This is a genomic window from Chryseobacterium sp. UYP7 (assembly GCF_056279225.1).
This window is the reverse complement of sequence record NZ_JBWBQW010000005.1, coordinates 246,612-265,839: the sequence shown is the minus strand read 5'-3', so window position 1 is coordinate 265,839 and position 19,228 is coordinate 246,612. Positions and strand designations below refer to the sequence as shown.

Here is a 19,228-nt window from a genome sequence, read left to right as displayed (position 1 = left end):
AAATCAAATATGAATAAAACGTTTAAATTATACGGTATAATTTTCATCATCGTGATGGCGGTTTTGGCCTTGCTGGAATTCAACAAAAAGGAGGTGACGGACTGGCGTAAAAATTTTGATTTTAATAAAAAGAGCCCTTTCGGACTATTCGTTTTCAATAAAGAAGCTGATCACCTTTTAAAGAACAAAGTGAAGAGAACGGAACTTTCTCCTTACAATTACTACAAAAACACTAAGAAAAAACCGCACAATATTTTAATCATTCAGTCAGAAATAGACCCTGAATCCTGGAAAAAGATTCTTGCTCATGTTGATAAAGGTTCCTACGCACTTATTATCGCCGAAGATTTTCATCCGCAAATTACAGATACATTGTCGTTTTCTCCCTCTTACATCAGCCTGCGAAATGAAAATATTCTGAAGTTAACGGACAATAAATTTTCCGCAGACTCCATTGTTTTGGATAAATTATCTGGAGGTCAGGGATTTTCTTCCATCAAAAACTCGCATGAAATTTTAGGAAAAGCAGTTTTAGATGGTGGAAAAGTAAATTTCATTAAAATCGATCATGGCAAAGGTCATTTGTATTTACATGCAGAACCGTTGATTCTTACCAATTATTACTTGCTAAAACCAGGGAACGAAAAATATGTTCAGGATGTTTTTTCTTATCTTCCGGATAGGGAAACGGTCTGGTTTTCGGGGTCCAATAAAGTTTCTGCGGAATCCAAGTCGCCGCTCCGCTTTATTTTATCCAAACCTGCGCTTCGGTACGCGTGGTATTTGCTCTTGGGCGGACTCTTATTATTCGTTATTTTTAACGCGAAAAGAAAACAACGTATTATTCCGATCATTGAACCTTTAAAAAATAAGTCGGTAGAATTTGTAAAAAGTATTGGTAATTTATATTTGCAGGAAGGCGACTTTCACGATATGATGGCTAAAAAAGCCCAGTATTTTCTGAATCGCGTTCGAATGGATCTTCTTATCGATACCCAAAACTTAGATGAAAAATTTGCACATCTTCTTCATTTAAAAACAGGAAAAAGTATGGTGAAAATAAACGGAGCCATCGATCTCATCAAAAGAGGGCAGGATCCATACGCAAGTGTCATGAAAGATGATCTGGCAAAGATGAACATATTGCTCGACGAACTACTAAAATAATCGAAAATAGCGGTTAATTCTTTACTACGGAAACCGTTTTGAATTGTAAATAATTATGGAAAATTTTGAAAACTCCAGTCAGGAAAATTTTGACAAAGAAAATAGTAATCCTGAATTTCATTCCCGTATTGATATGACTGAACTTCAAAAAAGTTTAGAAGCGGTAAAGGCAGAAATCGGCAAAGTCATTATCGGTCAGGAATCGATGATCGAACATTTGTTGGCAGCGCTTTTATCCAATGGTCATGTTTTAATCGAAGGTGTTCCCGGTGTGGCGAAAACCATTACGGCGAAATTATTGGCAAAAACCGTCGATGTGGATTTCAGTCGAATTCAGTTTACGCCGGATTTAATGCCGTCGGATATTTTGGGAACCTCAATTTTCAATGTGAAAAATTCTGAATTTGAATTTAAAAAAGGTCCTATTTTTTCCAGCTTCATTTTGATCGATGAAATTAACCGGTCGCCCGCGAAAACACAATCCGCTTTATTCGAAGTCATGGAAGAACGCCAGATCACAATGGATGGGAAACAGTACGAAATGCAGGAACCCTTTTTGGTTGTTGCAACGCAAAATCCTATTGAGCATGAAGGCACTTATCGACTTCCGGAAGCGCAACTCGATCGTTTTCTCTTTAAAATAAACGTTGGCTACCCCAACTTTGCGCAGGAAGTACAGATCATTAAAAACCAGCATGAAAGTAAGTTGGAAGATAAAACCGATGCCGTTCAAAAAGCCATGACCGGAATTCAGTTGAAAACTTATCAGCACCTTGTAAAAAACATTCTCGTAGAACCACAATTGCTGGAATATATTGCGAAAATAATTGTGAATACAAGGGAAAACCAGTTCCTTTATTTAGGCGCGTCGCCAAGAGCGAGTCTGGCTTTATTAACCGCTTCTAAAGCGTTTGCTGCGATCCGAGGCAGAGATTTTGTCACACCGGAAGATATTAAAGAAGCGAGTTACGCCGTTTTGCGTCACCGAATTATGGTGTCTCCGGAAAGAGAAATGGAAGGTTTAACGGCAGACGAGATCATCAGACAGATTTTGGATGCTATTGAAATTCCGAGGTAAGAGGACCGATCAATTTCCGACTAAGAGTAATGAAAAATTTATACCTCAGTAACCGTTTTTTCTTCACGCTTTTCGGTGTGGGAATAACTTATGTTTTCGCTTTCTTCTTTCCGTTCTTGTTAGGAGTGGCGCACGGGTTTTTGATCGTAGTATTTCTCGCCTTTATCGTGGATTTTCTATTGTTATTCAATCAAAAAAATGTAATTCAGGCACAACGCATCTTGCCGGAAAAATTATCTAACGGCGACCAGAATTCAGTAAAGATTGACATCAAAAATAATTATGGATTCCGAATTAAAACAAAAGTGATTGATGAGATTCCGTTTCAATTTCAAAAGCGGGACTTTAATATTGAAAGAATCATCAATCCTAAAAATAACATTTTATTTGAATATATTCTGGAACCAAAAGAACGTGGCGAATACAGTTTTGGAAATTTAAATATTTTTGTAAACTCTCCGATCCATTTAGTTTCGCGCAGATTTACTTTTCAAAAAGATGCAATGTTGCCAAGTTATCCCTCCTTTATTCATCTGCGGAAATATGAATTAATGGCGCTTCAAAACGAATTTCTGTTGGGCGGAATTAAAAAAATCCGCAAGTTGGGTCATACGATGGAGTTTGAACAAATTAAAGAATATGTTCCCGGCGATGATATGCGAACCATTAACTGGAAAGCAACTTCGAAGCGAAATCAATTGATGGTGAATCAGTTTCAGGACGAAAAGTCACAACGGATTTTCATGCTGATCGATACGGGAAGAACAATGCAAATGCCCTTCAGCGGATTAAGTTTACTCGATTATTCCATTAATGCAACGATGGCTTTGAGTCATATTATTCTGAAGAAAAGTGATCGCGCAGGAATGATGACTTTCTCGAAAAAAGCTGAGAATAAGATTGCGGCAGATAATAAATCAGGTCAGCTGAAAAAGATCTCGCAGGCATTGTATAATATTAAAACGGATTTTTTTGAAAGTGATTTTAACAGATTGTATCAGGATGTGAAATTCTCCGTTGGACAAAGAAGTTTGATTTTGCTTTTTACCAATTTCGAAACTTTAGATGCCGTAAACCGACAGATGAAATATCTTCGCGCTATTGCGAAAAACCATCTGCTGGTCATTGTTTTCTTTAAAAATGCGGAGTTGCAAACCTTAATTCATAAAAACCCGGAGAGTATGCAGGAAATTTATGATGAGATCGTCGCAGAGAAATTCGAGTACGAGAAAAAGCTCATCATTCAGGAACTTAAAAAATTTGGGATTTACACAGTTTACACACTTCCTGAAAATCTGAATATTGAAGTCATTAATAGATATCTGGAGATCAAGGCAAGAGGAATTTTGTAGGAACGGCACTTTTTTTCCTAATTTTGAATGAGATGGAAAAAAATTCAACTTATTAATAGACCTGAACAAGATTAGTCTGATAGATAAAAGTATAGTGCTTAAACTATCGAATTGACTTATAAAATGAATAAATCTTAAAAAATAAAACAATGAAAATTATCCTTAATAGAATCAACGACGATTACTTATTTGAATGCAAAAACTCCATTGGAAATTCTATTCTGCTGGATAATATTTCGGAATCAGAAGGAACTAAAGCGGTTTCCCCGATGGAAAGTTTATTAATGGCAGTCGCAGGTTGCAGCGGAATCGACATGGTGTCCATCATGAAGAAACAAAGACAGGAACTGACGGGTTTTTCTGCTGAAGTAGAAGGCGAAAGAGTTCAGATGGATGAAGCCAAGCCCTTTAAAAGTATTATGGTGAAGTTCTTTCTTGAAGGAAAAATAGATCCGAAAAAAGCCCAGAAAGCCGCAGAACTTTCTTTCGAAAAATACTGCTCCGTTTCTAAAACTTTAGAACCAAATGTAACGGTAACCTATGAAGTTTTTGTGAACGGAGAAAAGATTGATTAGTAAACTTACATTTGGACGAAACCATTCGTTCTCTTTACATATAGAAAAGCAGCGTTTTTAAAATGCTGCTTTTCTATTTTCTATCTTGGTCTTGATCCCATTCGGGGTTGGATTAATTTTGCAATCGTCGCGGTCCAGCCGGTTTGGTGCGACGCGCCAATTCCTTTTCCCGTATCACCGTTGAAATATTCATAGAACATAATGTAATTTTTAAAAAACTCATTGTGATTCAGCAAGTCGTTTCCTCCGTTAAAAGGCCGTTCTCCATTTTCATTTTTACGAAAAATAGAGCAAAGTCTCTTGCTTAAATCGGTAGCAACATAATCAAGATTTCGCATTTGGTAGCTGTTTGCAGGATATTCGATTTGCAGGCTGTCTCCGTAATAATAGTGAAAACGTTGTAAACTTTCCACGATTAAAAAGTTAATTGGGAACCAAATCGGTCCGCGCCAGTTGCTGTTACCGCCGAACATGCTGCTGTCACTTTCTGCTGGAGTATATTTTACGGTAAAATTTTTGCCTTCAACATTAAACTCGTAAGGATTGTTTTCGTAAACTTTCGACATTGAGCGAATTCCGTAATCTGATAAAAATTCATTTTCATCTACCATTCTGGTCAACACTCGTTTTAAACGGTTTTTCCGAAGAATACTCATTAAATGTTTTCCACCTTTTCCTTCGACTTCCCAATGGGAAACCAATTCTGCAAGTCTGGGTTTGTTTTTTAGGATCCATTCCATTCTCTCCCGAAAATTTGGTAGTTTTTCCAAAAGACTGTGTTCTACAATTTCGACCGCAAATAAAGGGATTAGACCTACAATACTTCTTAGTTTTAATGATTTAGAATCGCCGTTGTTCAACTGCAGAACATCATAGAAAAATCCATCTTCTTCATTCCACAAACCATTTGTAGCTTCACCCAGATTTTCCATGGCATCGGCAATATAAAGATAATGCTCAAAAAATTTAATGGCCATATCTTCGTAGATCGGATTATACAGTGCCAGTTCCATGGAGATCCGCATCATGTTTAAAGCGAACATCGCCATCCAGCTTGTTCCGTCGGCTTGCTCCAAATGATCTCCATTTTTAAATTCCATGTTACGGTCGAAAGCTCCAATATTATCTAAGCCTAAGAAACCGCCGCCAAAAACATTATTTCCATTTTTATCTTTCCGGTTGACCCACCAGGTAAAATTCAATAATAATTTTTGAAAGACACTTTCCAGAAAAGGAACATCTGCCTTTCCGTTGATGCTTTCATCAATTTTGAAAACGCGGAAAGTAGACCATGCATGTACGGGCGGATTTACGTCACTAAAATCCCATTCATACGCCGGTAACTGTCCGTTCGGATGAATATACCATTCTTTCGTTAGTAATTTTAACTGATGTTTTGCGAATGTCGAATCTAAGATCGCGAAAGGCACACAATGAAACGCTAAATCCCAGGTCGCAAACCACGGATATTCCCATTTATCGGGCATAGAAATTATATCCTTATTTTGCATGTGTTCCCATTCTACATTCCGAATGAACTCATCTGAATCTCGAAAAACATTCAAGTTTGGATCACCATTTAGCCACTTCGAAACATTGTAGTGGTAAAACTGTTTGTTCCAGAGAAGTCCGGCAAAAGCTTGCCGCTGAATGATTTTTTCTTCTTCATCTGCAATTTCCTGCTGAATATCTGCATAGAAATCTTTTGCCTCATTTTCTCTAAGACGAATTACCTCGTCGAAGTCGAAAAATGCATTTTCCATATCGTGTGGACTCAGTCGAAAATCAAAACTTTTACTTTCTCCCGCTTCGATTTCAGAATTGATGATAAAACACGCCTTTGTCCCGGATTTTTCCGGATTTACAGCCTCTTTATTTTCGTGGATCAGATAATTGTTGATGCCGTCTTTATAAAATCTAGGTTCCGTACTCGCGCCTGAAACTACATCCGGATTACTTTCATTATTACAAAAGAAAGCTTCAGCGTTTTGATCTCTGGAATATAATTTAATGATCGGTAAAGATTCGTGATGAATTTCAATTTCACCATTAGCTGAAGAATTTAGTTGAGGAATATAGTCGCCATATCCCCAACTCCAGTTATTACGAAACCAAAGAGTAGGAAGGATATCGAGTGATGCTTTAGTGCTGCTGCGGTTTGTTGCTGTAACACGAACAAGAAAGTCGTCATGATTAATTTTTGCATATTCGATAAAAATATCAAAATAATTATCGTCATTAAAAATACCGGTGTCTACCAGTTCATATTCCTCATCCTGCTTATTCCGTCTGCCGTTTTCTTCTACCAGATCCTCATATGGAAATTCATTAATGGGATATTTGTACACCATTTTCATGTAAGAATGCGTAGGAGTATTGTCCAGATAATAATAAATTTCTTTAAGATCCTCGCCATGGTTTCCTTCATGATTGCTCAATCCAAAAAAACGTTCTTTGATCATTTTATCTTTGCGGTTCCAGAATGAAAAAGCAAAACAGAGCCGTTGTTTGTTGTCGCAAATCCCTGCAATTCCATCTTCGCTCCAGCGATAAGTTCGGCTAATTGCCTCGTTGTAAGTCGTATGTCCCCAAGCATTTCCGTCGGGACTGTAATCTTCGCGGACCGTTCCCCACTGTCTGTTGCTAACATAGGGACCCCATGTTCTCCACTGGTCATCCAGCATTCTTTGTCTTTCAGTAATCATTGCAAAAAAAAATATTCAGGCGCAAAATTAAGGAATAAAAATTTTATTAATGTTTGTCAGTTCTTATTTTAATGCTTTCCTTTGCAACAGATTTAGTTCATTTACATATTGAAAATGTTATCAAGAAAGGTGGAGAGATAAGACTCTATGAAACCTTGGCAACCCTTCGGAAACGAAGAAGGTGCTACATTCTTACCCAATTTGGGTGAAGATAACAGAAACTTTTTTACCCTTCTCAGGTAGCATTTTCAATTTAATTTTATATAAAAAATTGAAAAGTTCGCTACAACATATCAAACTCAGAAATCAACATTTAGTATCAGGAAAAATCCTTGATATTGATTTGTCCTATCAGATTTTCGGACAACCACTACATTCGGCTCCTATTATTTTGGTGAATCACGCTTTAACTGGAAACTCAAATGTTACGGGGCAAAATGGTTGGTGGAATTCTCTGATTGGGATAAATAAAATCATTGATACGACTGTTTATTCTGTCATTTGCTTTAATATTCCCGGAAATGGTTTCGATGGAAATCTTCTTGATGAACCAGATGTTTTCAAGACTAAAGACATCGCAAATATTTTTCTGAAAGGTTTAGAATTTCTAAATATTTCAAAACTTCACACTTTGATCGGAGGTTCTATTGGAGGTGCAATTGGCTGGGAAATGCTGGCAGAAAATCCTGAACTGACCGAAAATTTTATTCCTCTTGCCTGCGATTATAAAACTTCAGATTGGTTGCATTCCCAATGTCTGGTTCAGCAATTTTTATTAAGTCATCCTGTAGAACCCTTGCAAAAAGCCCGACATCATGCAATGCTCTGTTATAGAACTCCAACTTCATTAAATGAACGTTTTAAAAATGAAATTCATCCAGAAAAGCAAATTCTAAAATCTCACGATTGGCTTAATTTCCACGGAACATCGTTAAGTGAAAGATTTAATTTAAGTGCGTATCAACTCATGAATAATTTATTGATGTCCATTAATGCTGATCCAAAAAAATTGAAGAAAATCTCCTCAAATATTCATTTCATCGCAATAGATTCAGACTTATTTTTTCCAGCTTTTGAAGTGAAAAACTGTTATGAGTTTTTAAAGAAAAATAATCCAAACATTTTCTATCACGAAATAAATTCCATTCACGGTCACGATGCTTTTCTAATGGAATACGACCAACTAAACCAAATTTTAAAACCTATTTTTAATGAGAACTAACAATGAAATAAAAATTTTAAAGCATAAATCCATCATCAAATTTGAAGGAACAGATTTCTCCGGAGAAGTTGGAATTGACGGCCGGATTTTTAAAGCTTTGACGTACGGTAGAATTAGTATTGGCGTAATTTCCCAGCAAGCATCAGAAAATGGAATTTCGGTTTTAGTAAATGAAGTTGATTCAGAAAAAGCCGTGAATTGTCTGATCAATGAATTTGAAAATGAAAGAAAATCGGGTAAAGTAAAGCAGATCTACAGCATTAATAATGTTTCAGTTTTAGGATTTGCTGCAAAAGATGCTACTAAAATACTTTCAGAATTAGGTCGGAATAATATTTTCCCGCTTATACTGAATCAATCTGCGGTAGAAAGAAAAATGAATATCGTGGTAACTTCATCCCAGGATGAAAAGGCCAAAAACATCATTGAAGCAGAAATATTTGCCAGACCGAAAACAATTCATTTAGCCATCATCGGTCACGGCAAAGTGGGTTCTACTTTAATTGATCAGGTTTTGCAAAGTGCAGAAGTGATTCGCAACCGCAAGAAATTAGACTTGAAGATTGTAGCTGTAGCTAATTCCAGAAAAATGACTTTTAACAAAACTGGTTTTACAGAAAGTTGGGAGAACGATATTTTGATAGAAGAAAATAAGTCCAGTGTAGATTCACTTATTCACTTTGCACAACTTAATCAGTTAGAAAATTTAATCGTAGTCGATAATACAGCCAGTTTAGAGTTTGTGAAAAATTATACGACGTTGGCAGAAAATGGTTTCGACCTAGTTTCCTCCAACAAAATTTTTAATACGTTGCCGATTTCAGAATACCGCGATTTCCGACATGTTTTAGCGAAGAGAAATAAAAAATATCTCTATGAAACTAATGTTGGAGCAGGGTTGCCTTTGATTGATACCATTAAATTGCTTCATCTTTCCAGAGAAAATATCACCAGAATTAAAGGCGTTTTTTCAGGATCACTGAGTTATATTTTCAATAATTTTTCAGTTCGTGAAGACAAGTTTTCTACCATTTTAAAAGAAGCGATGGAAAAAGGTTTCACCGAACCAGATCCGCGAGAAGATTTATCCGGAAATGATGTCGCAAGAAAATTGTTGATTTTAGCCCGCGAACTCGACTTGAGCAATGAATTCGGCGATATTAAAATTGAAAATTTAATTCCGGAAGATTTATCAAAATTAAATAAAGATCAATTTATTTCAAGCCTAAATCTTTTAGATGACCATTTTGAAGCAGTTAAAAGAAATCAAAAAGAAAATCACGTTTTGCGTTTCGTAGGTGATTTACACGGTGATCTCCAACAGGAAAAAGGAGAGCTTGATGTGAAATTAGTTTCTGTTCCCGCCAATTCTGCACTTGGACAATTAAAAGGATCAGATTCAATTTTTGAGATCTACACCGAAAGTTACGGCGAAAATCCATTGGTCATTATGGGAGCAGGAGCAGGAGCAAAAGTCACTGCGAGAGGAGTTTTTGGAGATATTTTAAGACTTTCAGAAAATAAATAAGTACATAATGTAGCAATGAAACAATGTAACAGTTTACCAATAATCTATGAAAATTTGATTGTTACATTGTTAAACTATTACATTGGCAAATTAAATAAATATGGAAAATCAATATTCAAATTTCGAAACAATCGCAGTTCGCACTCAGTCGGAACGTTCTCATTTCGATGAACATTCTACGCCACTTTATCTAACTTCAAGTTTCGTTTTCGAGGATGCAGAAGATATGCGCGCAAGTTTTGCCGAAGAAAAACAGAAAAATATTTACAGCCGATTTTCCAATCCAAATGTGAATGAATTCACCGCAAAAATGGTTCAGTTGGAAGGTGCAGAAGACGGTTATTCCTTCGCAACGGGAATGGCTGCAATCTTTTCCACGTTTGGCGCGCTCCTTAATTCTGGCGATCATATTTTAAGTTGCCGTGCCGTTTTTGGTTCTACACATACGCTTTTCACCAAATATTTCCCGAAATGGAATATTGAAACCACTTATTTTGAAGCCAACGAAACTTATCTTGAAAAATATGTAAAACCTTCAACCAAAATCCTTTACATCGAAACACCTACAAATCCGGCGATCGAAGTTTTAGATTTAGAATTATTAGGGAAATTTTCGAAAAAGCACAATCTGATTTTCATCGTAGATAATTGTTTTGCGACGCCTTATTTGCAACAACCCATAAAATTCGGCGCTGATTTGGTCATTCATTCCGCCACGAAATTAATTGATGGACAAGGTCGAGTTTTGGGTGGCGTTACTGTTGGGAAAAAAGATTTGATCCGCGAAATTTATTTGTTCGCCAGAAATACGGGACCAGCAATGTCGCCTTTCAATGCGTGGGTTTTGAGTAAAAGTATAGAAACTTTAGCCGTTCGTGTCGATAAACATTGCGAAAATGCTTTAAAAGTTGCGGAATTTTTAGAAACCCATCTAAATGTTTCTTTGGTTAAATATCCTTTTTTAAAATCGCATGCCAATTACGAAACTACCAAAAATCAAATGAAAATGGGTGGAAATATTGTCGCTTTTGAAGTAAAAGGCGGCATCGAAGCAGGCCGAAATTTCCTCAACAAAATAAAAATGTGCTCCCTTTCCGCCAATCTCGGCGACACCCGAACAATTGTCACGCATCCCGCTTCTACGACGCATTCTAAGCTTTCCGAAGCTGAGCGAAACCAGGTCGGAATTACGGCTGGTTTGGTGCGCTGCTCCGTGGGTTTAGAGCATATTGATGATATAATTAATGATTTAAAACAAGCTTTAGATTAGGATTTTTTGGGTCTCGTCCTTAAAGACGAGACCTTCCGTTCCCTCCCGATTTTACATCGGGATCCGTTCAAGTCGGGCTGCAGAAAGTTTTTAAAAATGAAGACTTTAGTTAAAAATAAAAGAAATGAAAAACACAAAAGAATTATATAAAGCCCTAAACGAAAGAATTCTCATCCTCGATGGCGCGATGGGAACGATGCTACAACGCTATAATTTCACCGAAGAAGATTACCGCGGCGAAAGATTCAAAGATTGGGAGCATTCTTTAAAAGGAAATAACGATCTGCTATCATTAACGCAACCCGGTGCTATTGAAGAAGTTCACCGCAAATATTTAGAAGCCGATGCAGATATCATCGAAACGAACACTTTTTCGGGAACTACCATCGCAATGGCAGATTATCACATGGAAGATTTGGTTTATGAACTCAATTTTGAATCAGCAAAAATCGCCAGAAAAGTATGTGATGAATTCACCCAAGAAAATGCAGAAAAACCAAGATTCGTGGCAGGTTCAATCGGACCAACCAACAGAACCGCAAGTTTAAGTCCCGATGTTAATGATCCAGGATTTCGTGCGATTACTTTTGATCAATTGAGAATTTCTTACAAACAACAAGCAGAAGCGCTTTTAGACGGAGGTTCAGATATTTTATTAGTTGAAACAATTTTTGACACTTTAAATGCCAAAGCTGCTCTTTTTGCGATTGATGAAATTCAGGAAGAAAGAAATATTCAAATTCCAATAATGGTTTCAGGTACGATCACCGATGCTTCCGGACGAACTTTAAGCGGACAAACCGCAGAAGCTTTTTTAATTTCTATTTCCCATTTGAATTTATTAAGTGTCGGACTAAACTGCGCTTTAGGAGCAAAACAGTTAACACCGTATTTAGAAACATTATCCAAGAATTCAGACTTTTTTATTTCTGCTTATCCGAATGCAGGACTTCCAAATGCTTTCGGTCAATATGATGAAAGTCCAGAATTTATGGCAGAACAAATCCGTGAATATGCAGATAAAGGGTTAATTAATATTATCGGAGGTTGTTGCGGAACGACACCACCTCACATTAAGGCAATTGCCGATTTGGTAAAAAATTACGAACCGAGAAAAATCAGTGTAAAATCTTGAATTAGTACCTACTAATTCTCGCCATAAAGCCACGAAGTGGCGCTATCAAAAGCATTGGGTAAGCGCAGCGCCGCCCAATGAAATGAAACAAAACGAAAGAAACAAATTAAGGTCTGAAAGACCGAAATCAAAAGCATTGGGTAAGCAAAGCGCCGCCCAATGAAAAATGACCGAGATAAAACAAACCGAGGTCTGAAAGACCGCGATCAAAATCAACCGATGAAATTTTAAAATAAAATCATAAAACATGTCACAATCCCTAAATAAAATTTACGTTCATCTGGTTTTCAGCACCAAACATAGAAACTCGCTAATCACAGATTCAATCAAAGAAGAATTGTTTAATTATTTAGGGGGAATTTGTAAAAATTTGGAATGCAATCCAATTCAAGTTGGCGGACATAAAGATCATGTTCACATTTTATGTTTACTGTCAAAAAAAATCGCGTTAATGAAACTTATTGAAGAAGTAAAATCTCATTCCTCAAAATGGATTAAAACAAAAGGTAAAGAGTTCGAAAATTTTTATTGGCAAAATGGTTATGGTGCTTTTTCTGTAAATCCTACGGAAATAGATGTTGTTAAAAGTTATGTTATAAATCAGGAAGAGCATCATAAAAAGAAATCTTTTCAAGAAGAGTTTTTGGCATTTTTAAAAAAGTATAATATGGAGTATGATGAAAGGTATGTTTGGGATTAAAAGTGAGAAAGGGATTGCGCCCTTTCAGGGCTATCCTTTAAATCACACCAATTTCATTGGGCTTCACCCAATGCTTTTTATTTCGCCCTTTCAGGGCTGTGCTTCACATCTTACAAATTTCATTGGGCTAAACCCAATGCTAATGATTGCGCCACTTCGTGGCTTTTAAAAAATTAAAAAAAATGAGATATTTAAAACTTTCCGGTCTCGAACCGTTGATTATAACTCCAGAATCCAATTTTATAAATGTTGGGGAACGAACTAATGTGGCGGGTTCTAAAAAATTTCTTCGATTAATAAAAGAAGGAAATTACAGTGAAGCATTGGATATTGCACGAAATCAAGTGGAAGGTGGTGCGCAAATTTTGGATGTCAATTTTGATGATGGATTACTTGATGGGAAATTTGCCATGGTGAAATTCCTCAATTTAATTGCGTCTGAACCAGATATTTCCCGTATTCCAATTATGATCGATTCTTCTAAATGGGAAATTTTGGAAGCTGGATTACAAGTTGTTCAAGGAAAATCAGTCGTAAATTCAATCAGTTTAAAGGAAGGTGAAGAAGAATTTATCAGTCACGCAAAAACGATTAAAAGATTCGGAGCTGCAGTAATTGTGATGGCTTTTGACGAAAATGGTCAAGCCGATAATTATGACAGACGATTAGAAATCTGCAAAAGATCTTATGATATTTTGGTAAATGTGGTGAAATTTCCCTCCGAAGATATTATTTTCGATTTAAATATTTTCCCCGTTGCGACAGGAATGGATGAACATCGAAGAAACGCTTTGGATTTTATTGAAGCTACAAAATGGGTTCGAACAAATTTGCCAAATGTTTCCGTGAGTGGTGGAGTATCGAATGTTTCCTTTTCTTTCCGTGGAAATGACAATGTTCGGGAAGCGATGCATTCGGTTTTCCTTTATCACGCTATAAAAGCTGGAATGAACATGGGAATTGTAAATCCTACGATGTTGGAAGTTTATGATGAAATCCCGAAAGAATTATTGGAACTGGTTGAGGACGTAATGCTTGATCGCAGAGAAGACGCGACTGAAAGACTGTTGGATTATTCAGAGCGTGTAAAATCGACCAAAAAAGAATTTGTAGAAGAATTGGAATGGCGAAAAGAACCTTTGCAAAATAGAATTACGCATGCTTTGGTGAAAGGAACGGATCGGTTTATTATCGAAGATGTAGAAGAAGCGAGAGCAAATTCGAAAAGACCTTTAGATGTTATTGAAATTAATTTAATGACCGGAATGGGTGTTGTCGGAGATTTGTTTGGTAGCGGGAAAATGTTTTTGCCTCAAGTTGTAAAATCGGCACGTGTGATGAAAAAAGCCGTGGCTTATCTCCAACCTTACATTGAAGCAGAAAAAGATGAAAAACAAAAACCAAACGGAAAGATATTAATGGCGACCGTAAAAGGCGATGTTCATGATATCGGAAAGAATATTGTGAGTGTAGTTTTGGGTTGTAACAATTATGAAATCATCGATTTGGGAGTGATGGTTCCGGCGGAAAAAATTATTCAGGCGGCAATTGATCACCAAGTGGATGTCATCGGTTTGAGCGGATTGATTACGCCAAGTTTAGACGAAATGGTTCATGTTGCAGATGAGTTGCAAAGGAAAAATTTAAATTTCCCATTATTGATTGGTGGTGCAACAACTTCAAAAGCACATACTGCGGTGAAAATTTTCCCTAAATACGGACATACAGTTGTCCATGTTAACGACGCTTCCAGAGCAGTTGGAGTGGTTTCTCAATTGTTGGATCATAATAATGAACAATATAAAGCAGATTTAAAAGTAGATTATGAAGATTTTCGGGTGAAGTTTTTGGAACGGCAAATTGAAAAAGTTTATGTAACCATTGAAGAAGCCAGAAAACAAAATTTTACCATCGACTGGGAAAATGAAGAAATTGTGAAGCCGAAATTTTTGGGAGTAAAGATTATTGAAAATCAGGATTTGCGAGAATTGCTGGATTTTATGGATTGGTCTCCTTTTTTCCGAGCCTGGGAATTGCATGGAAAATATCCACAAATTTTAATGGATGAGGTTGTCGGGGAACAGGCTACAATATTATTTAAAGAAGCAAAAGTTTTATTAAATAAAATTCTAGATGAAAAATTATTTACAGCAAAAGGAGTTTTTGGAATTTTTCCCGCAAATTCAAATGAAGAAGATGATATTCTGATTGATGATGAAAACGGCAACGAAATAGCAAAATTCCATACTTTGAGACAACAATTAAAAAAATCGGCCGGAAAAGAATATTTAGCGATCAGCGATTTTGTTGCTCCTAAAAATTCAGGCAAACAAGATTACGTTGGTGCTTTTGCAGTGACAACAGGTTTTGGAACAGAAGAGTTAGCGCAGAAATATTATGATGATGGCGACGATTATAACGCAATTATTGTAAAAGCTTTAGCCGATCGTCTCGCAGAAGCTTTTGCTGAATTTCTGCATCATAAAGTTCGTACAGAATTCTGGGGTTATGCAGAAAACGAAACTTTAGAAAACGAAGATTTGATCGCGGAAAAATATTTAGGAATTCGACCTGCTCCGGGTTATCCAGCTTGTCCGGATCATTTGGAAAAAAAGACGATCTGGGAATTATTGAAAGTAAAAGAAAATATTGGTTTAGAACTAACAGAAAGTTTGGCGATGTTCCCAACAGCAGCCGTTTCCGGATATTATTTTGGAAATCCGAAAGCAAAATATTTTGGCGTAGGAAAAATTAAAGAAGATCAGTTAAAGGATTATACCGAAAGAAAAGGCGTTGATCTGGATTTCGCCAGAAAATGGTTGAGCCCGAATTTAGCAGATTAAGAAAGCCACGAAGTGGCGTAATCAATAGCAATGGGTGAAGCCCATTGAACAAAAATAGAAATCCGGTGCAAAGCCCTGAAAGGGTGAAATCAATTTGGAGGAAATGAGTTTATCTCAATTTATACAAAACTGATCAAACAACCGAAATTGCAGCCCGACTTGAACGGAGCTCTTTTTGTGAAACGAAGTGGAACAAAAAAGCGGGAGTGGAAGGCGGATTAAGCTGCCCCAAAATATTATAAAAAAAATGAAAATCACAGAACATATAAAAAACGCGAACGGGAAAACTTTATTCTCCCTCGAAGTCGTTCCGCCACAAAAAGGAATCGGTATTGAAGATCTCTATAAAAACATAGATCCTTTGATGGAATTTAAACCGCCGTTTATCGATGTTACGACTTCTCGGGAAGAATATATTTATCTCGATAAAGGAAACGGTTTGATGGAGCGAAAAATAACGAGAATGCGACCCGGAACTTTGGGAATTTGTGCGGCAATTCAGCATAAATATAATGTAGATACTGTTCCACACGTGCTTTGCGGAGGTTTTTCTAAAGAGGAAACCGAATATCTTTTGGTGGATTGTATGTATCTGGGAATTGAAAATATTATGGCGTTACGCGGTGATGCGATGAAAGGTCAGCAATATTTTGAACCCACAAATGGCGGACATAAAAACGCCATGGATCTGGTGCATCAAATGAATGATCTGGGTCGTGGAAAATATTTACATGAGGACAAAGAAAATAATGCCGACAGCAAATTTTGCATTGGTGTTGCGGGTTATCCGGAAAAACATATTGAAGCACCCTCAATGAATTATGATTTAAAATGGCTGAAAGAAAAGGTGGATTCCGGCGCAGATTATGTGGTGACGCAGATGTTTTTTGATAATAAAAAATTCATCGAATTTGTAAAACAAGCTAGAGAAATTGGAATTACGGTACCGATTATTCCCGGAATTAAACCGATCGCGACAAAAGGACATCTTCAAATGTTGCCGCAAGTTTTCAAAATTGATTTACCCGAAGATTTAATTTCTGCAGTGGAAAAAGCCAAAGATAATGCGACAGTAAAACAAATTGGAATTGAGTGGACCGTCAATCAATGCAGGGAATTAATGGAGTTTGGAGTTCCGGTTTTGCATTTCTATTCGATGGGAAAAAGCGATAATATCAAGAAAATAGCGAGAGAAATTTTTTAAGCTTAATTTGAAAGGTTCAAAATAAACCATTTTTCAATGGGCTTGAGAGTTGATTTTTTTAGAAAACTTATTGATTAAGGAAATTTCCCAGTTTGATCAAATCCTCTTCGCGGTTGAGTTTGATCTTATTTTTATTGATGAAATCAGATATTTCTTTTGTTTTATTTGGGAAATGACTCGCAAATTCTTTTGCACTTTTATCAATTTTGAAAAGATTATTTTCAAACTGAATAAAATAAAGAGGTTTTTGAATATTAAATTGTGCCGAAGTTCCGGCGATCAAAGAATTCTGTGCGGGGGTGGCGGGTTGGTATTTAGTGATGACTTTCTTTAAAATCCTGTACTTTCCAGATGTTAATTCGAAAAAATAACCAGTATAAGCATCGTCTGTTTTTACGAAAACCAACTTCTCCTTCGTGGTTTCAAAGGTAAAATCAGGAGTAGGCTCAGCCTTCAGAAGTTCGTAAACCTCTTCTTTCTCTACAATTTCTATGGTATCTAAAAAAGTATTATATCGAAGAAGAATTGTGCCAGACGTATCGCCAACTTTAGCTTTTATAAATTCAGGATAATAATACGGAATTCCCTGAATATCTGAATATTTAATTTTTTCAGGACCATTGTTAAATTCCTCAATTTGTTTATTGAAGCGTCCATTTCGAGATATTTCGCTCAAACTTATTTGTTGAGCCTGCAAAAATAATCCGGCTAGAAATAGACTGATAACGGTAAAAAATATTTTCATAAGAGAAGACTCATTTTATAATTTCAAAATAAATTTCACTGCCCTTATCTAAAATTTCCCTGTTCAAACAGGAGCGTTTAAAAATTTCACTAATTTGATGAGGTCGATCTCCTGATTTAATTTAAGTTTGTTTTTTTTGACGAAATCGTTAACAGCCTCTTTTTTACCAGGAATTGCTGTTGCCAGGTCTTTTGCGTTTTTAGAGATTTTGATGATTTCGGAGTCGGTTTTAATATAGTAAACAGGATTTAAATTTTCGAATCTTGGAGCGATCGCAGGTGTAAATGAATTTATTGCGGGAGAACCTTCCCGAAATTCGCTTTTCACTTTTTTTAATAACGTATATTTTCCTGTAGCCAATTCAAAGTAATATCCTGCCGGAACATCGCCAGAACTTATATAAACTAGGGTAGCGCCTGGTTTTAGAAATGTTATTTTCCCATACTTCGATGATTTCGGCAACTCGAAAATAGCGTCTTCATTTAGCAGTTCTACCGTGTCAGTATACGTGTTATATCGTGCCTTTATCAAGCTTGTTGCGTTTTCGATATTTGCAGAAATAAAACTTTTAGCAAAGTATGCATCACCTTCAATATCCCTATATGTAAGTTCGTTTCCTTTCGGCGAATTCACACGGTCGATAAATTTATTCCAGCGGATCGCTTCATTAAAAAGATTGGCCTGTGCGTTAATGCATATTGCTGTGAATAAAACAAGTGCAAATGTTATTAGTGATTTCATAAATGTAAAATTTAAGATTCTGTACTTGTAAATATACATTTTTATGGGGATATCTTAAAGCATATTTTTATTTGAGGAATACCTGAGAATTAATAATTATGGATATTCTTTTCTATTATCAATGATCCAGATTATTATATTTCTTCATGAGGTTTTCGTAGAAATTTTGAGGTAAGATCCATTTAAGTGGAACGCCGATTTTTTGGCCGAATTTTCCAAAATAATAGTGCGCTTTCCAGGATTTTTTGCTCAGAAGGTTTTCTATATACGTTGCAACTGCTTCTGGCTCTGCACCTTCGTTCACATGAGAATTCATTAAAGCATATACTTTTTCGAAAGTTTTTTTATATGGATCTGAGACTTTAGTTTTTACACGGCTTTCTGCAATTTTTGTTTTAATGTCGCCTAAATGCAAAGAGCAAACTTCAATATTCCAGGGATATACTTCGTAACGAATGGCTTCTGTAACTTTATCCAGAGCAGATTTTGAGGCAGAATAAAACCCACGGAAAGGCAAACCCATTTCTGATCCAATACTTGAAATATTGATGATTTTTCCGAATTTCTGATCCCGCATTACAGGTAAAACGGCGGTCATCATTTGCACAGAACCCACCAGATTCAAATTAAATAATTTTAGAATTTCATCTTGTGTAGAATCTTCAACAGCTCCAACCATTCCCATTCCAGCGTTATTAATGAGTACATCGATCCTTTTTTCAGTTTTTAAAATTTCTGAAATGGCGTTTTGAACTTGAGAATTGTCTGTAATATCGGTGAGAACAGTTTTGAAGTATTCGGAATCTGCCGGTTTTCTGCTTAAGCCAAAAACCCGGTGTCCTTTTTTTCCAAAATATTCCGCCAAAGCAAAGCCAATTCCGGTGGAACTTCCTGTAATTATAATTGTCATTTATTTTTAAATTAAAATTTTTCCCTGAATTGCAAGATTTTTTCTAAAATACT

General features: G+C 36.3%; 15 protein-coding genes and 1 riboswitch. Of the genes, 11 read left to right on the top strand and 4 right to left on the bottom strand.

The genetic code is table 11. The features are described from left to right. Window positions 1-9 precede the first annotated feature (9 nt). The 4 genes from ACZ9HT_RS12225 to ACZ9HT_RS12210 all read left to right on the top strand — a co-directional run bounded on the left by ACZ9HT_RS12225 (window position 10) and on the right by ACZ9HT_RS12210 (window position 4,172). Window positions 10-1,167 (top strand): DUF4350 domain-containing protein, encoded by a 1,158-nt coding sequence (locus ACZ9HT_RS12225; RefSeq protein ID WP_476040760.1) that lies wholly within the window; start codon window positions 10-12, stop codon window positions 1,165-1,167. A gap of 55 nt (window positions 1,168-1,222) precedes the next feature. Then, window positions 1,223-2,245 carry an AAA family ATPase gene (locus ACZ9HT_RS12220; protein WP_476040759.1) on the top strand — a complete coding sequence of 341 codons (1,023 nt, stop codon included), beginning with the start codon at window positions 1,223-1,225 and terminating at the stop codon, window positions 2,243-2,245. Window positions 2,246-2,274: 29 nt separating this feature from the next. Further along, on the top strand, window positions 2,275-3,597 hold the full coding sequence (locus ACZ9HT_RS12215) for a DUF58 domain-containing protein (protein ID WP_476040758.1): 1,323 nt from the start codon (window positions 2,275-2,277) through the stop codon (window positions 3,595-3,597). A 149-nt stretch (window positions 3,598-3,746) separates the two neighbouring features. Then, window positions 3,747-4,172, top strand: coding sequence for an OsmC family protein (locus tag ACZ9HT_RS12210; RefSeq protein ID WP_476040757.1), 426 nt, complete (start codon window positions 3,747-3,749; stop codon window positions 4,170-4,172). Window positions 4,173-4,252: 80 nt separating this feature from the next. Here ACZ9HT_RS12210 and ACZ9HT_RS12205 read toward each other — a convergent pair whose 3' ends face one another. Then, window positions 4,253-6,877 (bottom strand): MGH1-like glycoside hydrolase domain-containing protein, encoded by a 2,625-nt coding sequence (locus ACZ9HT_RS12205; RefSeq protein ID WP_476040756.1) that lies wholly within the window; start codon window positions 6,875-6,877, stop codon window positions 4,253-4,255. Window positions 6,878-6,991: 114 nt separating this feature from the next. Continuing rightward, window positions 6,992-7,095, top strand: a riboswitch (SAM riboswitch). A gap of 53 nt (window positions 7,096-7,148) precedes the next feature. On the opposite strand from ACZ9HT_RS12205, the gene ACZ9HT_RS12200 reads away from it, so the two are divergent. The 7 genes from ACZ9HT_RS12200 (at window position 7,149) to metF (ending at window position 16,779) form a co-directional block, all read left to right on the top strand. Beyond that, window positions 7,149-8,099, top strand: a complete 951-nt coding sequence (locus ACZ9HT_RS12200; RefSeq protein WP_476040755.1) for an alpha/beta fold hydrolase — start codon at window positions 7,149-7,151, stop codon at window positions 8,097-8,099. Then, complete coding sequence (locus ACZ9HT_RS12195; RefSeq protein WP_476040754.1) at window positions 8,089-9,627, top strand: ACT domain-containing protein; 1,539 nt, start codon at window positions 8,089-8,091, stop codon at window positions 9,625-9,627. Before ACZ9HT_RS12200 ends, ACZ9HT_RS12195 begins: the two co-directional genes overlap by 11 nt. Window positions 9,628-9,727: 100 nt before the next feature. After that, entirely contained in the window at window positions 9,728-10,897 is a 1,170-nt protein-coding gene (locus ACZ9HT_RS12190; protein ID WP_476040753.1) for a trans-sulfuration enzyme family protein, read from the top strand. A 124-nt stretch (window positions 10,898-11,021) separates the two neighbouring features. Next, the gene (locus ACZ9HT_RS12185) at window positions 11,022-12,032 is read left to right on the top strand and encodes a homocysteine S-methyltransferase family protein (RefSeq protein WP_476040752.1); all 1,011 of its coding nucleotides are present in this window, start codon (window positions 11,022-11,024) and stop codon (window positions 12,030-12,032) included. Between the two features lie 247 nt (window positions 12,033-12,279). Then, on the top strand, window positions 12,280-12,732 hold the full coding sequence (tnpA, locus tag ACZ9HT_RS12180; RefSeq protein WP_476040751.1) for an IS200/IS605 family transposase: 453 nt from the start codon (window positions 12,280-12,282) through the stop codon (window positions 12,730-12,732). Between the two features lie 182 nt (window positions 12,733-12,914). Beyond that, the gene (metH, locus tag ACZ9HT_RS12175) at window positions 12,915-15,575 is read left to right on the top strand and encodes a methionine synthase (RefSeq protein WP_476040750.1); all 2,661 of its coding nucleotides are present in this window, start codon (window positions 12,915-12,917) and stop codon (window positions 15,573-15,575) included. A gap of 247 nt (window positions 15,576-15,822) precedes the next feature. Next, a complete protein-coding gene (gene metF / locus ACZ9HT_RS12170; RefSeq protein ID WP_476040749.1) occupies window positions 15,823-16,779 on the top strand; it encodes a methylenetetrahydrofolate reductase [NAD(P)H] in 957 nt (318 codons plus the stop codon). A gap of 67 nt (window positions 16,780-16,846) precedes the next feature. Here the strand turns inward: metF and ACZ9HT_RS12165 are convergent, their stop codons facing one another. The 3 genes from ACZ9HT_RS12165 to ACZ9HT_RS12155 form a co-directional block, all read right to left on the bottom strand. Continuing rightward, window positions 16,847-17,524 (bottom strand): hypothetical protein, encoded by a 678-nt coding sequence (locus tag ACZ9HT_RS12165; protein ID WP_476040748.1) that lies wholly within the window; start codon window positions 17,522-17,524, stop codon window positions 16,847-16,849. A gap of 63 nt (window positions 17,525-17,587) precedes the next feature. Then, a complete protein-coding gene (locus tag ACZ9HT_RS12160) occupies window positions 17,588-18,265 on the bottom strand; it encodes a hypothetical protein (RefSeq protein ID WP_476040747.1) in 678 nt (225 codons plus the stop codon). A gap of 118 nt (window positions 18,266-18,383) precedes the next feature. Continuing rightward, a complete protein-coding gene (locus ACZ9HT_RS12155) occupies window positions 18,384-19,175 on the bottom strand; it encodes an SDR family oxidoreductase (protein WP_476040746.1) in 792 nt (263 codons plus the stop codon). Window positions 19,176-19,228: the final 53 nt, after the last annotated feature.

What these genes read in the sequence shown, in the direction of transcription:
- ACZ9HT_RS12225 (WP_476040760.1), top strand. Translation starts at nt 10, where the DNA reads ATGAATAAAACGTTTAAATTATACGGTATAATTTTCATCATCGTGATG.
- ACZ9HT_RS12220 (WP_476040759.1), top strand. Translation starts at nt 1,223, where the DNA reads ATGGAAAATTTTGAAAACTCCAGTCAGGAAAATTTTGACAAAGAAAAT.
- ACZ9HT_RS12215 (WP_476040758.1), top strand. Translation starts at nt 2,275, where the DNA reads ATGAAAAATTTATACCTCAGTAACCGTTTTTTCTTCACGCTTTTCGGT.
- ACZ9HT_RS12210 (WP_476040757.1), top strand. Translation starts at nt 3,747, where the DNA reads ATGAAAATTATCCTTAATAGAATCAACGACGATTACTTATTTGAATGC.
- ACZ9HT_RS12205 (WP_476040756.1), bottom strand. Translation starts at nt 6,877, where the DNA reads ATGATTACTGAAAGACAAAGAATGCTGGATGACCAGTGGAGAACATGG.
- ACZ9HT_RS12195 (WP_476040754.1), top strand. Translation starts at nt 8,089, where the DNA reads ATGAGAACTAACAATGAAATAAAAATTTTAAAGCATAAATCCATCATC.
- ACZ9HT_RS12190 (WP_476040753.1), top strand. Translation starts at nt 9,728, where the DNA reads ATGGAAAATCAATATTCAAATTTCGAAACAATCGCAGTTCGCACTCAG.
- ACZ9HT_RS12185 (WP_476040752.1), top strand. Translation starts at nt 11,022, where the DNA reads ATGAAAAACACAAAAGAATTATATAAAGCCCTAAACGAAAGAATTCTC.
- tnpA (WP_476040751.1), top strand. Translation starts at nt 12,280, where the DNA reads ATGTCACAATCCCTAAATAAAATTTACGTTCATCTGGTTTTCAGCACC.
- metH (WP_476040750.1), top strand. Translation starts at nt 12,915, where the DNA reads ATGAGATATTTAAAACTTTCCGGTCTCGAACCGTTGATTATAACTCCA.
- metF (WP_476040749.1), top strand. Translation starts at nt 15,823, where the DNA reads ATGAAAATCACAGAACATATAAAAAACGCGAACGGGAAAACTTTATTC.
- ACZ9HT_RS12165 (WP_476040748.1), bottom strand. Translation starts at nt 17,524, where the DNA reads ATGAAAATATTTTTTACCGTTATCAGTCTATTTCTAGCCGGATTATTT.
- ACZ9HT_RS12160 (WP_476040747.1), bottom strand. Translation starts at nt 18,265, where the DNA reads ATGAAATCACTAATAACATTTGCACTTGTTTTATTCACAGCAATATGC.
- ACZ9HT_RS12155 (WP_476040746.1), bottom strand. Translation starts at nt 19,175, where the DNA reads ATGACAATTATAATTACAGGAAGTTCCACCGGAATTGGCTTTGCTTTG.